This window comes from Brevundimonas sp., from assembly GCF_029946145.1.
Taxonomy (GTDB): Bacteria; Pseudomonadota; Alphaproteobacteria; order Caulobacterales; family Caulobacteraceae; genus Brevundimonas.
Genome location: NZ_JAQSDY010000027.1, coordinates 127,433 through 141,441, shown reverse-complemented (window position 1 = coordinate 141,441; position 14,009 = coordinate 127,433). Strand labels below are relative to the sequence as shown.

16 protein-coding genes are annotated in these 14,009 nt (G+C 67.8%); 9 read left to right on the top strand and 7 right to left on the bottom strand.

The window, feature by feature from the left end:
• The first annotated feature begins 16 nt into the window (after positions 1-16).
• From rpmI to PSV23_RS12755, 8 genes are all read left to right on the top strand, one after another.
• Positions 17-214, top strand: a complete 198-nt coding sequence (gene rpmI / locus PSV23_RS12790) for a 50S ribosomal protein L35 (protein WP_003166435.1) — start codon at positions 17-19, stop codon at positions 212-214.
• Positions 215-268: 54 nt separating this feature from the next.
• Positions 269-625 carry a 50S ribosomal protein L20 gene (gene rplT / locus PSV23_RS12785; RefSeq protein ID WP_300469554.1) on the top strand — a complete coding sequence of 119 codons (357 nt, stop codon included), beginning with the start codon at positions 269-271 and terminating at the stop codon, positions 623-625.
• A gap of 142 nt (positions 626-767) precedes the next feature.
• Positions 768-971, top strand: coding sequence for a dodecin family protein (locus PSV23_RS12780; RefSeq protein WP_055827449.1), 204 nt, complete (start codon positions 768-770; stop codon positions 969-971).
• A gap of 66 nt (positions 972-1,037) precedes the next feature.
• Complete coding sequence (gene pheS, locus PSV23_RS12775; protein WP_300469552.1) at positions 1,038-2,114, top strand: phenylalanine--tRNA ligase subunit alpha; 1,077 nt, start codon at positions 1,038-1,040, stop codon at positions 2,112-2,114.
• A complete protein-coding gene (locus tag PSV23_RS12770) occupies positions 2,114-2,509 on the top strand; it encodes a hypothetical protein (protein ID WP_300469550.1) in 396 nt (131 codons plus the stop codon). The genes pheS and PSV23_RS12770 overlap by 1 nt, the downstream gene beginning before the upstream one ends.
• A 31-nt stretch (positions 2,510-2,540) precedes the next feature.
• Positions 2,541-2,972 (top strand): hypothetical protein, encoded by a 432-nt coding sequence (locus PSV23_RS12765; RefSeq protein ID WP_300469548.1) that lies wholly within the window; start codon positions 2,541-2,543, stop codon positions 2,970-2,972.
• The gene (pheT, locus tag PSV23_RS12760) at positions 2,969-5,377 is read left to right on the top strand and encodes a phenylalanine--tRNA ligase subunit beta (RefSeq protein WP_300469545.1); all 2,409 of its coding nucleotides are present in this window, start codon (positions 2,969-2,971) and stop codon (positions 5,375-5,377) included. Before PSV23_RS12765 ends, pheT begins: the two co-directional genes overlap by 4 nt.
• Positions 5,378-5,711: 334 nt before the next feature.
• Positions 5,712-6,326: a DUF1134 domain-containing protein gene (locus tag PSV23_RS12755; protein WP_300469543.1), complete on the top strand. Its 615-nt coding sequence runs from the start codon at positions 5,712-5,714 to the stop codon at positions 6,324-6,326.
• Between the two features lie 73 nt (positions 6,327-6,399).
• On the opposite strand, the gene PSV23_RS12750 is transcribed toward PSV23_RS12755, so the two are convergent.
• From PSV23_RS12750 to thpR, 4 genes are all read right to left on the bottom strand, one after another.
• Positions 6,400-7,278, bottom strand: coding sequence for an NAD-dependent epimerase/dehydratase family protein (locus PSV23_RS12750; RefSeq protein ID WP_300469540.1), 879 nt, complete (start codon positions 7,276-7,278; stop codon positions 6,400-6,402).
• Between the two features lie 9 nt (positions 7,279-7,287).
• Positions 7,288-8,523, bottom strand: coding sequence for an NAD-dependent epimerase/dehydratase family protein (locus PSV23_RS12745; RefSeq protein WP_300469539.1), 1,236 nt, complete (start codon positions 8,521-8,523; stop codon positions 7,288-7,290).
• A gap of 93 nt (positions 8,524-8,616) precedes the next feature.
• Positions 8,617-9,144: a GNAT family N-acetyltransferase gene (locus PSV23_RS12740; protein ID WP_300469537.1), complete on the bottom strand. Its 528-nt coding sequence runs from the start codon at positions 9,142-9,144 to the stop codon at positions 8,617-8,619.
• Between the two features lie 8 nt (positions 9,145-9,152).
• Positions 9,153-9,692, bottom strand: coding sequence for an RNA 2',3'-cyclic phosphodiesterase (gene thpR, locus PSV23_RS12735; RefSeq protein WP_300469535.1), 540 nt, complete (start codon positions 9,690-9,692; stop codon positions 9,153-9,155).
• A 124-nt stretch (positions 9,693-9,816) separates the two neighbouring features.
• Between thpR and PSV23_RS12730 the strand changes: the two genes are divergently transcribed.
• A complete protein-coding gene (locus tag PSV23_RS12730; protein ID WP_300469533.1) occupies positions 9,817-10,560 on the top strand; it encodes a Bax inhibitor-1/YccA family protein in 744 nt (247 codons plus the stop codon).
• A gap of 54 nt (positions 10,561-10,614) precedes the next feature.
• On the opposite strand, the gene PSV23_RS12725 is transcribed toward PSV23_RS12730, so the two are convergent.
• From PSV23_RS12725 to PSV23_RS12715, 3 genes are all read right to left on the bottom strand, one after another.
• Positions 10,615-10,953: a DUF2794 domain-containing protein gene (locus tag PSV23_RS12725; protein ID WP_300469531.1), complete on the bottom strand. Its 339-nt coding sequence runs from the start codon at positions 10,951-10,953 to the stop codon at positions 10,615-10,617.
• A 342-nt stretch (positions 10,954-11,295) separates the two neighbouring features.
• Positions 11,296-12,612 (bottom strand): trypsin-like peptidase domain-containing protein, encoded by a 1,317-nt coding sequence (locus tag PSV23_RS12720; protein WP_300469529.1) that lies wholly within the window; start codon positions 12,610-12,612, stop codon positions 11,296-11,298.
• 71 nt (positions 12,613-12,683) lie between these two features.
• On the bottom strand, positions 12,684-13,874 hold the full coding sequence (locus tag PSV23_RS12715; protein WP_300469527.1) for an acyl-CoA dehydrogenase: 1,191 nt from the start codon (positions 13,872-13,874) through the stop codon (positions 12,684-12,686).
• Positions 13,875-14,009: the final 135 nt, after the last annotated feature.

The window sequence follows — 14,009 nt, the reverse complement described above, 5'->3', positions numbered from 1 at the left end:
CAAAAAGAGAGTGAAAATGCCCAAACTGAAGACGAAGTCTGGCGCCAAGAAGCGCTTCAAATTCACGGCGACTGGCAAGGTCAAGGCCGGCGTGGCAGGCAAGCGGCACCGCTTGATCAGCCACAACAGCAAATACATCCGCCAGAACCGCGGCACCTCGGTCATGGCCGACGCCGACGCCAAGAAGATCAAGTCCTACATGCCGTACGCCTGATCGGCGCGCTGCATCTCGACCTGATCTCCACACAGAATTTGAAAGGATAGCGACATGGCTCGCGTCAAACGGGGCGTAGTTTCACACGCCAGACACAAGAAGGTTCTCAAGCAGGCCAAGGGTTTCTACGGCCGCCGCAAGAACACCATCCGCACCGCCAAGGCCGCGGTCGATCGCGCCGGCCAATACGCCTACCGCGACCGCCGCAACAAGAAGCGCTCGTTCCGCGCCCTGTGGATCCAGCGCATCAACGCCGCCGCGCGTCTGGAAGGCTTCACCTATTCGCAGTTCATGCACGGCCTCGGCGAGGCCGGCATCGAGCTGGACCGCAAGGTCCTGTCCGCGATGGCCGCTGACGAAGCCGCCTTCAAGGCCGTGGCCGACAAGGTCCGCGACGCGCTGAAGGTCTAGGCTGACCCGCTGAACCGATGAACGCCCGCTCCGGCCTCCGGGGCGGGCGTCGTCGTGAGGGGTCCACGCAACCCCCGCCGCCCCGTCCCGTTGAGACAGCGCCGCCACAATATCCGGCGAGCCTTCAACCCCGGGGAATCCCATGTCCATCGCCAAGGTCACCGAAGTCACCGCCTCGTCCACCGTCAGCTTCGAGGACGCGCTGAAACGGGGCATCGCCCGGGCCGACAAGACCCTCAACAATGTCGCGGGCGCCTGGGTCCAGGAGCAGAAGGTCGTCGTCAAGGGCGGCGAGATCGTGGAATACCGCGTCAATATGAAGGTCTCCTTCGTCCTCGAGGACTGACCCGTCGCGCTTCCGTCCGGCGGGCGGGGTGACGAAACCGTCCGCGCCCGCTAGACGACGGTCGCAATGACCGATCTCGCCCAACTCGAACTCGACCTGATCAACGCCATCGGCGGCGCGGAAACCGCAGCCGCGGTCGAGGAACTGCGCGTCGCCGCGCTCGGCAAGTCCGGCTCCATCTCCGGTCTGCTGAAGGGCATGGGCGCGCTGAGCCCCGACGAGCGGCGCGAACAGGGACCAATGATCAACGGCCTGCGCGACCGGGTTTCCTCTGCCCTCGCTGCCCGAAAGGCCGAGCTGGAAGCCGCTGAGCTGGACATCAGATTGCAGGCCGAGCGTATCGACCTGACGCTGCCGGCCCGTCCGCGCCGCAAGGGCTCGGTGCATCCGACCATGCAGGTGATGGACGAGATGATCGCCCTGTTCGCCGACATGGGCTTCGCCGTGGCCGAGGGCCCGGACATCGAGGACGACTTCCACAATTTCACGGCCCTGAACTTCCCGCCCAAACACCCGGCGCGGGAGATGCACGACACCTTCTTCCTCAAGCCCGATCCGGAGACCGGCGAGCGCAAGGTGCTGCGCACCCACACCAGCCCGGTGCAGGTGCGGACCATGATGACGCAGAAGCCGCCGATCCGGATCATCGCCCCCGGCCGCACCTTCCGGAAGGACAGCGACGCCACCCACACGCCGATGTTCCATCAGGTCGAGGGCCTGGTCATCGACCGCGACATCCACATGGGCCACCTGAAGTGGACGCTCGAGACCTTCGTTGCCCGCTTCTTCGAGGTGGACGGCGTCGACGCGCGCTTCCGCCCGCACCACTTCCCGTTCACCGAGCCGTCGGCCGAGATGGACATCCGCTGCGACCGCTCAGGCGGCGAACTGAAGCTGAACACCGGCGACAGCTGGATGGAAATTCTCGGCTGCGGAATGGTGCACCCCAATGTGCTGCGCAACTGCGGCATCGACCCGGACGAATACCAGGGCTTCGCCTTCGGCATGGGCGTGGATCGCCTGGCCATGCTGAAGTACGGCATTCCGGATCTGCGGCCGATGTTCGACGCCGACACCCGATGGCTGGGCCACTACGGCTTCTCCGCCTTCGCCGCCCCCAACCCTGCAAGCGGACTGTCCTGATGACCGACCAGCCCTTCTCCCCCACGGCCCCGTCCCGCACCCTGGACCCGCTCGCGACGGAGTTCAGCGGGGCCACCTTCGCCCTGTTCGACCTCTACCGCGCCAGCGTTCAGGCCGGCGGCGGGGTGATGATCGAGGGCCGCAGCTTCGCGGATTGCGTCCTCGAGGGGCCGGCGCTGATGCTGGTTCTGGAAGGCGTCCACTTCCAGAGCACCAATTTCGGTCCCACCAGCGGCGACATGCGCAACATGCTGTTCCAGCCGATGGGCAACATGGGGATCGGAGCCATTCCCGTCCGCAACTGCACCTTCACGAACTGCCGGTTCAACACCCTGGGAATCACGGGGAACGAGGAACTGCTGAAGATGCTGATCGAACAGGTCCCCGTCGGCTGATGGCCAGAACTGAAATCGAGAGACCGCAACCATGACCGACCAGACCCCGACCATGTCCCCGGAAGAAGCCGCCGGCCGCGCCCTGGTGGCGCGCACCAGCTTCGAGAAGGAATCCGTCTGGCTGCCCCAGCTGGCGGTCCAGCACTGGAACGCGGGCCAGATGTTCATCGACGGCAAGACCTTCACCGATTGCCTGATCGAGGGGCCGGCGGTGATGGCGGTAATGAGCGGCACCACGTTCGACAGCTGCGCGATGGGCACGACGGCCGACGTGCGAAATCTGCTGTACCGCCCCGTCGGTCAGGACAAGATGGCCGGGGTTGTCGGAGTGGGCAATTGCCGGTTCGTGCGCTGTCGTTTCGTCCAGGTCGGCTTCACCGGATCGGATGATCTGCTGGAAGACCTGCAGGGCGGCGTCAAATCGATGTCGGGCGTTGCGAAACCCTCTGGAACCCTCGCGTGAAATTCACCCTCTCCTGGCTGAAGGAACATCTCGATACGGACGCCGACGTGGCGGCCGTGGCCGCAGCCATGACCATGGCGGGGCTGGAGGTGGAAGAGGTCCACGACCCGATCGCGGCCCTGGCGCCGTTCACGGTCGCCCGGATCGTCTCGGCCGAACGCCATCCCAACGCCGACCGGCTGCAGGTCTGTCAGGTCGATACCGTCGACGGGATGAAGGAGATCGTCTGCGGCGCGCCGAACGCGCGCGCGGGCCTGACGACCATCTATGCGCCCATCGGCGCCTTCGTGCCCGGACTGGGGGTGACCCTGGTCGAGAAGCCGGTGCGCGGCGTGGTCTCGAACGGGATGCTGTGCTCGGCTTCGGAGCTGGAGCTGGCTGACGAAAGCGACGGCATTCTGGAACTGGCCGACGACCTGGCGGTCGGAACCCCGGCGGCCGGGGTGTTCGGCGCCGAGCCGGTGATCGATTTCGAGGTGACTCCGAACCGGCCCGACTGGCTGGGCGTGGCCGGCATCGCGCGCGACCTGGCGGCCGCCAGCCTGGGTCAGCTGAAGACGCCCTCGGTGGTTCCGGTGGCGGGAGGCTATCCGTCGCCCATCACGGTGCGCATCGAGACGCCGGAGATGTGCCCGATCTTCGCCGGCCGGTTGATCCGCGGCGTCACGAACGGGCCCTCGCCCGAATGGCTGCAGCGGCGGCTGGCAGCCATCGGCCTGCGCTCCATCAACCGGCTTGTCGATGTCACCAATCTGATCGCCTACGACCGTTGCCGGCCCCTCCACGTCTATGACGCCGCCAAGCTGGTGGGCGGCTCGATCGTGGTGCGCGGCGGGCAGGTCGCCTCGGGCACAGGCGAACACGAGCACCTGATCGCCCTGGACGGCAAGACCTATACGGTCGATCCGGCGATGTGCGTGATCGCCGACGCCGGCGGCGAGCGGCCCATCGGCCTGGGCGGCGTCATGGGCGGGGAGTCGACGGGATGTTCGGATGATACAGCCGACGTCTTCCTCGAAAGCGCCTGGTTCGATCCTATCGTCACGGCCCAGACGGGACGCACGCTGGCGATCAATTCTGACGCCCAGTACCGGTTCGCGCGAGGCGTCGACACGGGCTTCGTGGTTCCGGGTCTTGAACTGGCGACGCGCCTGATCCTGGACCTCTGCGGCGGCGAGCCGTCCGAGGTCGTGGTGGCAGGTCATGCCCCCGCCAGCCCTGCGTCGGTCGCCTTTGATCCGGCCCGGGTCGGTCAGCTTACGGGCCTGTCGCTGGATGACGACCGGATCGCCGAAATCCTGACCCGGCTGGGTTTCGAAGTGGTGCGGGCGACGACGTGGACCGTGACCCCCCCGTCCTGGCGTCGTGACGTCGAAGGTCCGGCCGATCTGGTGGAGGAGGTCGCACGCATCCAGGGCTATGACGCCCTGCCGTCGACTCCCCTGCCTGATCAGGGCGCGCCCTCGCGCGGCGTCCTGAACCCGCGTCAGGCCCGCGTCCGCCGCGCGCGCCGCGCGCTGGCCGCCATGGGCTATGCCGAGGCCGTCACCTGGTCCTTCACCAGACAGTCGACGGCGGCCCTGTTCGGAGGCGGGGATGAGCGGCTGCTGGTCGAGAACCCCATCGCGGCCGACCTGGACTGCATGCGGCCCTCGGCCCTGCCCAACCTGATCCAGGCCGCCGCCCGCAACGCCGCGCGCGGCCATGCCGACGCCGCCCTGTTCGAGATCGGGCCCATCTATCTGGACGACAGCCCGACTGGCCAGCGGACGGTCATCGCCGGCCTGATCGCGCCGCGTTCAGCGCGTCACTGGGGCGGCGGAGCCGAGGAAGCCCTGTTCGGCCTCAAGGGCGACCTGATGGCTCTGCTGGAGGAACTGGGCGCGCCGGTGGGCTCGCTGCAGCTGGTCCAGGGCCAGAACCGCGACTGGTGGCATCCCGGACGCTCGGCCCGGCTTCAGCTGGGCCCCAAGACCATCATGGTCGAGTTCGGCGCCCTGCATCCCCGGGTGCTCAAGGCGCTGGACGCCGACGGGCCGATGCTGGCGTTCGAGATCGTGCTGGACGCCGTTCCGGAACCGCGTGGGGCGAAATCCAAGGCGCGCGGCGCCGCCAACCTCGCCAACCTGATGCCGCTGACCCGCGACTTCGCCTTCGTGGTCGAGGATGGCAAGGCGGCCGGCGACCTGACGCGCGCGGTGGCCGGGGCCGACAAGGCCCTGATCGCCGATGTGCGGGTGTTCGACGTCTATCGCGGCGCGGGCGTGCCCGAGGGCATGAAGTCGGTGGCGCTGGAGGTCGTGATCCAGCCGGTCGAGGCGACCCTGACCGAGGCGGAGATCGAGGCGCTTTCGGCGCGGATCGTCGCGGCCGCCAGCAAGCTGGGCGCGACGCTGCGAAGCTGACCCGCAGAGTCCGCTCGAAAACAGCGGACATATCGGACTCTTGTGCTCCGATCCGGAGGCAAGCGACTGAAGACGCGCGACTTTCCCGGCCGTGACGAGGGCAGGGTCAGTGTCCGGTGAGCGGTCGCGGACAAATTTGGAAGCGGTCTGGATCATGAACGGGAGAATAGATCGACCCTGCGTCAGAATCGGACGCACCCGCGGCCGCGTCGCGAGGACCCTGGCAACCTCCCGTTAACCTCGCCGCCGCAAGGCTGACTCAAAGAGCGGCGACGGTGCTTGAAGCGCCTGCGTGAGTCGGGCGGACCGTCGCGCCTACCCACGGAGCCAGCCCATGCACCGCCGCCAAATGATCCTTTCCGGTCTCGCCGCCACCGCCGGCGCCGCAGGTCTGTCCGCCTGCGCCACTAACGGCCAGGGCGGCGATCCCAACTATCCGATCGCCTCCGACCAGCAGGCCCAGGCCTATACGGCCGACGAACTGATCGCCGCCGGCTCGCGCGAACTGGGCATCGCCGCCGAGGCCCTCGGCGGCGCCATCGAGCGCATCTTCGCCGAACAGGGCGACCGTCCGACGGCCTATATCGCCGGCGAGGAGGCGTCCGGAGCGGTGGGTGTCGGTGCGCGCTATGGCCGGGGCGCCCTGCATATGAAGGATCTGTCGGCTTCGCAGGAAGTGTTCTGGCAGGGCATCTCCATCGGCTGGGATGTCGGCGGCAACGCCAGCCGCGTCTTCACCCTGGTCTACGGCCTGTTCCACCCGGACATGATCTATCGCCGCTATCCCGGCGTGGAGGGCTCGGCCTATCTGATCGGCGGCTTGGGCGTGAACTACCAGCGCGCCGACGGCATCGTCCTGGCGCCGATCCGCACCGGCGTGGGCCTGCGCCTGGGCGCCAACGTCGGCACCATGGCCTACAGCCGCCAGCGGAATCTGCTGCCGTTCTGACGCGGTTTTTCATTGTCGTGATTGTCGCTGGTGTCATGGTCGCGATGTCCACGATGTCACTGCCGGATTGTCTCTATGCACCGGCGTCGACGATCAGGGATTCCAGTCCCTCGCGCCAGGTCGGATATTTCGGTCGCCAGCCGAGCTCGGCCTTGGCGCGGGCGTTCGAGAGCCGCTTGGAGTCCACATAGAAGCGCCGCATCGCCTCGCTGACCGAGGGGTCGTTCCAGTCGACCTCCGGGGGGACGGGAAGCCCCAGCCGGCGCGCCGCGCCCTCCATGACCACGTCGGCAGGCGCGGGTTCATCGTCGCACAGGATGTACGTTGCGCCCGGTCGGGGGCGCGCCATGGAGGCGAACAGGCCTGAGACCGCGTCCTCCACATGGACACGGTTGAACACCTGGCCCGGCTTCCTGACCAGCCGCGCCGTCCCGTCGCGCAGGCGGTCCAGGGGCGAGCGGCCGGGACCGTAGAGGGCCGGCAACCGGAACAGCTGAACCGTCAGGCCCATGCCCTGGGCGGCGTCCAGCCAGTCGCGCTCGGCGCGCACGCGGCGCGCGCCTTCCAGGCTGGCGGCGTTCAGTTCGCTGTCCTCAAGCGCCCAGCCCCCGGCGCGGTCGCCATAGACGGCCGTGGAAGAGACGTAGCCGATCCAGTCGGGCCAGGATCCCGCCGCGGTGATCGCGGGCAACAGCGCCTTCACGCCCGGACAGCCGATCGCCTCCGGCGGAGCGGTGATCAGGATGGCCGAGGCGCCAGCGACCGCCGCCGTCAGCGCCACTGAGTCGGCTGGATCAATTGCGGCGAACCCGTCGGCGCTCAGGGCGGCGCGCGTGCCGGCGTCCCGGCTGGTCAGGACGACGCGGCCGCCCCGCCGGATCATCTCGCGCGCCGTCGCCTGTCCGAGCCAGCCGCCGCCGAAGATCAGCAGGGATGCGGGAGCGTCAGACATGGAAGGGCCTCAGGCCGAGCGGACGTGAACCGGCGCCTTGGGCGGTACGGTCAGGGTGGGTTCGGTCTGCACCGCCCTGGCGCGCTTGCTGTTCCAGGTAGAAACGCAAGGCACCTTGGACAGGTCCGCGCGGTCGGCGTAGCGGCGGGCGATGTCGGTGACCTCGTCCAGCAGGCCCTGGGCGAGGGTGATCGGCTTCAGGCCCAGGTCGCGGAACTGGTCGTTGGCGACGACCAGTTCGTTCTCGTCGGCCTCCTGGCGCGGATTGGGCACGTTGTGGACTTCGGCGCCGGTCATGTCGGCGATCATGGCGGCCAGGTCGCGCACCCGGCGGCTCTCGGTCATCTGGTTCAGGATCTTGACCCGGTCGCCGACCTTGGGCGGATTGGCCAGGGCCAGCTCGACGCAGCGCACCGTATCCTGAATGTGAATGAAGGCCCGCGTCTGGCCGCCCGTGCCGTGCACCGTCAGCGGATAGCCGACCGCAGACTGCATCAGGAACCGGTTCAGCACCGTGCCGTAGTCGCCGTCATAGTCGAAGCGGTTGATCAGCCGCTCGTCCCGGCGCGTCTCTTCCGTCTGGGTGCCCCAGACAATGCCCTGGTGCAGGTCGGTGATCCGCAGCCCGTCGTTCCTGGCGTAGAACTGGAACAGCAGGGCGTCCTGGGTCTTGGTCATGTGATAGATCGAGCCCGGGTTCGGCGGGAACAGAATCTCCTGCTCGGCCGGGCCGAAGTCGGTGTCGACGGTGATCTTCAGATAGCCCTCGGGGATGCGCAGCCCGGCGGTGGTGTAGCCATAGACGCCCATGGTCCCCAGGTGGGCCAGGTGCACGTCCAGGCCGCTCTCGACGATCGCCGCCAGCAGGTGGTTGGTGGCGTTCAGGTTGTTGTCGACCGTGTACAATTTATGCCGCGCCGACTTCATCGAATAGGGCGCGGCCCGCTGTTCGGCGAAATGGACCACGCTGTCGGGTTTCCACTCACGGATCAGGGCGACGAGACGGTCGAACTCCTTGCCGACGGTCATGTTGACGAAGTCGATGGTCTGGCCGCTGACCTCCTTCCAGGCTGCGATGCGCTCGCCCATGGTGCGGATGGGGGTCAGGGACTGGACCTCAAGCTCATTGTCGATGTTGCGCCGGCTGAGGTTGTCGACGACGCAGACATCCCACCCGCGCGCCGACAGGTGCAAGGCCGTCGGCCAGCCGCAGAAACCGTCGCCGCCCAGAACAAGAACCCGCATCCGACCATCCTTCGTGATTTCGACATCCTGCCTACCGGATGGCGGCGTGGCGTCAAAGCTTGACCTTGTAACGCGCGAAAGGGCCCGTCGGGCTCAGGCTCGCGAGCGCGCCCGCCACTCTTCGCGAGTCTGGCCCCAGCGGTCGATCGGCAACTCGTGATACGGCTGGGGCAGCTGCGTCGGCCCTTGATTGTACGAGCCGATCCGTTCCGCCAGCCGTTGCGACGGGACATTATCCGGGTCGATGCAGTGGATGACCTCGGTCCAGCCCAGGACATCGAAGGCGTAGTCGATCGTCGCGATCGCCGCCTCGGCCCCGTAGCCCTTGCCCTGGGCGTCCGGATGCAGACCCCAGCCGACCTCGGTCCCGGGCCAGTCGTGCGGCCTCCACGGACCGATCCGGCCGAGCCACAGGCCGGTCCCACGTTCAATCAACGAGAACATGGAGACGCCCGTCAGGCTCCAGGCCCCGGCCATGGTCATGAAGCCGCGCCAGGCGACCGCCGCCGGCTGGGGCCCGCCGAGGAATTTCGCCGCCTCTGGATCGGCCATCATCCCGGCCCAGCGCGGGAAGTCTTCCATGGCGATGGGCCGCAGGGTCAGGCGTTCGGTTTCAAGCACCGGTCCGGTCAAAGCAGGTACTCCCTTTCAAGTTCGTAGTGGCTGCCCTCGTGGGTCAGGACGCTGGAGTAGAGGCCGAACCGGTCAATCCGGATCGGGGGCGAATGCAGCAGGTTATGCCCCGCGATCCAGGCGCCGATCCGGTCCGGATTGGCGTGCGGCTTCAGATAGGCCAGCGTCATGTGGGGCCGATAATCGCGGCGCTCCAACGCGATCCCGGCCCGCTCCGCGGCGCTGCGGGTTCGCCCGGCCAGGACTGACAGGCGCTCGCTGGGCTCGATCCCGGCCCACAGGGTCCGGGTTCGATAGTCGTCGCCGAAGGCGCCCACGCCCTGGAGCGCGATCTCGAACGGCCCGCCCGCCGCCGCCCGTTCCAGTTCTACGGCCAGATCATCGGCCCTGCGGCCATCGACCTCCCCGTAGAAGGTCAGGGTGATGTGCAGCTGTTCGGCGGTGCGCCAGCGGGCGCCGGGCAGGCCGGTCTGGCGGCGCGCCAGGGTCTCGACCACGTCATCGGGAACGGACAGGGCGGTGAACAACCGGATCATGCGGCCTTTGGTAGCGGCTGGGATCGTTGCGCCCAAGTCCGGTTTTCCTTGCGGAAGGGGCTGTGCGGCCCGATATTTGTGCAAAGGCCGGGATTGCCCGGCCCAACGGAGGACCGACATCGCCATGAGCGATTTCAGAAACGGCTATTCGATGCCCGCCACCGCCGACATGTCGGTGGACGCGGGCCTGCGCGGCTTCATGCTGGGCGTCTACAATAAACTGGCCCTCGGCCTGGTGGTCGCCGGCGCCCTGGCCTATCTGACCGGCAACGTCCCCGCCGTGCAGGAACTGCTGTTCGCGGTGCGTCCGGACGGCCGCATCGGCCTGACCATGCTGGGCATGATCGTCCAGTTCTCGCCGCTGGTGATGCTGTTCGGCTCGATGTTCTTCATGAAGAACCCGACGGCGGGCGGCGTGAACCTGCTCTACTGGGCCGTCGTCGCGACCATCGGCGCCGGACTGGGCATCGTCTTCCTGCGTTACACCGGCGAATCGGTCGCCTCGACCTTCTTCGTCACCGCCGCGGCGTTCGGGGGGCTGAGCCTGTTCGGCTACACGACCAAGAAGGATCTGACCGCGATGGGCAGCTTCCTGATCATGGGCGTGATCGGCCTGATCATCGCCATGGTGGTCAACATGTTCCTTCAGTCGGGCATGATGGCCCTGATCATCAGCGGCCTCGGCGTGCTGATCTTCTCGGGCCTGATCGCCTTCGACACCCAGCGGCTGAAGATGACCTACTATTCCCTGGGCGGCGACAAGGCCGCCATGGGCGTGGCGACCGGCTTTGGCGCCTTGTCGCTGTTCATCAATTTCGTGAACCTGTTCCAGTTCCTGCTGATGTTCATGGGCGGCAGCCGCGACTAGGCGGTCGCGAAACCCGAGCGCATAGAGGCCCCGGCGGAAACGCCGGGGCCTTTTCTATTCGACGATCGAGAAGCGGCGGCTGTCGAAGACGCGCAGGACCTGGGCCAGGTCGCGGCCCCGGCGCAGCACGTGGCCGCCTTCGCCAATGACGGCCCACTGGCCCTGCTTCAGGCGCAGGGCGGGCCGTTTCTCGATCCGGTAGAGCGGCGCGTCGCCCGAACGGCGGAAGACGGCGAACTCGGCCACGTCCCTGTGCCCGACCATGGCGTAGTCGCGCCATTCGGCGGCGGCGACCATCCGGCCGTAGACCCTGAGAATCAGGTCCAGTTCCTTGCGGTCGAAGAAGACCGGTCCGGGCTGAGACTGCAGATCGGCGGCGTCGCTCATCAGCATCAGGTTACGCCGACATTCGCGAAACGCCAGAGTCGCCGCTGATGTGGCCGACGCTCCTGACCGAACACTGTGTCGGCAAGAACAGCCCCGTGCGGAAATCGCACCGAACATGAAATCGCCTCGCTTCGGCCAATCGCCCGCCGCCTTGCAGGGTGAAGTCTGATGCATCGGCTCGCTGGAGTTCGGAGCAGTTCCGGATCCTGAACAGCCCCCCCAGCCCCTCCTGGATTTCTCCACCAAGGGCTCCGGCGGGTCGATGCTTCCTCCAAAGCGAGACGCCCGCTCCGCCACCCTCCCCCCTCCGGCAGAGCGGGCGTTTTGCTGTTCGGAGCGTGGTCGGGGTCAGGGCAGGCGGATCTCCACCGTTTCCTCGCCGCGCGCGACCGAGAGGGTCCTTTCGCCCGTTCCGTCCATCGCCCGGGCCAGGGCGGCAAGGTCGGAGGTCGCCTGACCGTCGACCGAGCGGATCATGTCGCCGGCCTGCAAACCGGCCGCGGCGGCGGACGAGCCGCCTTCGACGGAAAACACCTGCAGACCATCGCTCGCCTGACGCATCGCCGCCCCGCGGGCGATCACCGCGTCGGCGCCGGCGATCATCAGACGGTCGACCGGAGTCTCGACGGTCATGGTCGTGCGCCCCTCGCGCCCGTCTCGCAGATAGACGACCGCGACCTGGGTGCCCGGCGCGGCGATGCCGACGGTCGCGGCGACGGTGCCGGCGTTGGAGACCGGGCGGTTCTGGATGCGGGTGATGACATCACCGCGGCGCAGGCCCCCGGCCTCGGCCGAAGAGCCCGGCGCCACGTCCTCGACAACGGCCCCGCGCACGATACCGAGGCCGAAGTCGCGCGACCGCTCGGCGTTCAGCGAGCCGAGGATCACCCCTGTCGTGCCGCGCTTGACCTCTCCGGTCTCACGCAGCTGGGCCACGACGTACATCAGGATGCGGCTGGGCACGGCGAAGGCGATGCCGTCGTTGCCGCCGCCGCCGCCCGACAGGATGGAGGTGTTGATGCCGATCAGCCGGCCCCGGCTGTCCAGCAATGGTCCGCCCGAATTGCCCGAATTCACGGCCGCGTCGGTCTGGATATAGTCCTCGATCCGATCGCCCATGCCCGACCGGCCCAGGCCCGAGATCACGCCCATGGTCAGGGTCTGGTCCAGACCCAGCGGATAGCCGACCGCGAAGGCCAGGTCGCCGGTCCTCAGCGAATCGGAGCTGGCCACCTCGATCTGCGACAGGCCGGCCGCCTCGATCTTCAGCACGGCCAGGTCGGTCGCCTTGTCCGTGCCGATCAGGACCGCGTCGAAGATGCGGCCGTCGGTCATGTCGACGGTGAATTTCCGCCCACCCTCGACCACGTGGTTGTTGGTGACGACGATGCCTTCGCGCGCGTCGATGATGGCGCCCGAACCGCTTGAGATGGGCCTGGGCTCGTTTTCGCCGGAGCTTGGCCCCTCGGACTGGCCCAGGGTCGTCACCTGCACCACGGCGGGCAGGGCCCGTTCCAGGCCGTTGGCGAAGGTGAAGACCCCGCGCTCGGCGTCGAAGGGCACGGGCGACTGCTGGGCGACCGCGGGCTCGGCCGCCAGCAACGGAACCGCGACGACGAGCGCCAGCAGTGACAGGCCGCCGGCCCGAAGGTTGAAACGCCGCATCGCTGGGTCCCCCGTGATCACCCGACCCTAGCGCGGGAAAGCGGCGATGACGACAGTTGTCGAAACGGGACCTAGAAGGCGCTCTCGCCCGTGATGGCCCGACCCAGGATCAGGGCGTGGACGTCGTGGGCGCCCTCATAGGTATTGACCGTCTCGAGGTTCATGGCGTGGCGCATGACGTGCATCTCGCCGGTGATGCCGGCGCCGCCGTGCATGTCGCGGGCCTCGCGGGCGATGGCCAAGGCCTTGCCGCAGTTGTTGCGCTTCATCATCGAGATGGCCTCGGGGACCCAGGCCCCCTGGTCCAGCAGCCGGCCCAGCGCCAGCGCGCCCTCGAAGCCGAGGAAGATCTCGGTCTGCATGTCGGCCAGCTTCTTCTGCACCAGCTGGCGCGACGACAGCGGGCGGCCGAACAGCATGCGCTCGCCGACATAGTCGCGGGTCAGGTGGAAACAGGCCTCGGCGGCGCCCATCGCGCCCCAGGCGATGCCGTATCGCGCCTTGTTCAGGCACGAGAAGGGACCGCGCAGACCCTTGACGCCGGGCAGCAGGTTTTCCTCGGGCACGAAGACGTCGTTCAGGCCGATGTCGCCGGTGATGGAGGCGCGCAGGCTCAGCTTGTCGCCGATCTTGTCGGTGGTGAAGCCGTCCATGCCGCGTTCGACGATGAAGCCGCGGATGACGTCATCCAGCTTGGCCCAGACGACGGCCAGGTCGGAGATCGGGCTGTTGGTGATCCAGTATTTGGCGCCGTTCAGCCTGTAGCCGCCCTCGACCGCGACCGCCTTCGTCTTCATCGAGGCCGGATCGGAGCCGCCGTCGGCCTCGGTCAGACCGAAGCAGCCGACCAGTTCGCCGGCCGCCATGCGCGGCAGGAAGCGCATCTTCTGCTCCTCGGAGCCGAAGGCGTAGATGGGGTACATGGCCAGCGACGACTGGACCGACATGGCCGAGCGGTAGCCGCTGTCGACCGCCTCGATCTCGCGCGCGATCAGGCCATAGGCGACGTGGCTGACCGAGGAGCCGCCGTACTGTTCCGGCAGCATGGCGCCGAGGAAGCCCATCTCGCCCAGCTCGGTCATGATGGCGCGGTCGAAGGTCTCGTCGCGGAAGGCCTCGACCACGCGCGGCAGCAGTTTCTCGCGGGCGTAGGACCGCGCCGCGTCCTGGATCATCCGCTCGTCGTCGGTCAGCCGGCCCGAAAGGTCCAGCGGGTCGTCCCAGCGGAAGGTCTTGTGGGGAGCGGAGGCGCCGTCGGCCATGGGTCGTCTTTCCTGAGCATGCCGGGGGGCGCGCCGGAATGGTCTTCCGATCCGGCCCCCCTGTTCTGGCGCGCGGTTTAGGCCAAAATGCACCGGTCGGGTAGAGGGACGGCCCGACGCAGGCTAGACTGTCGC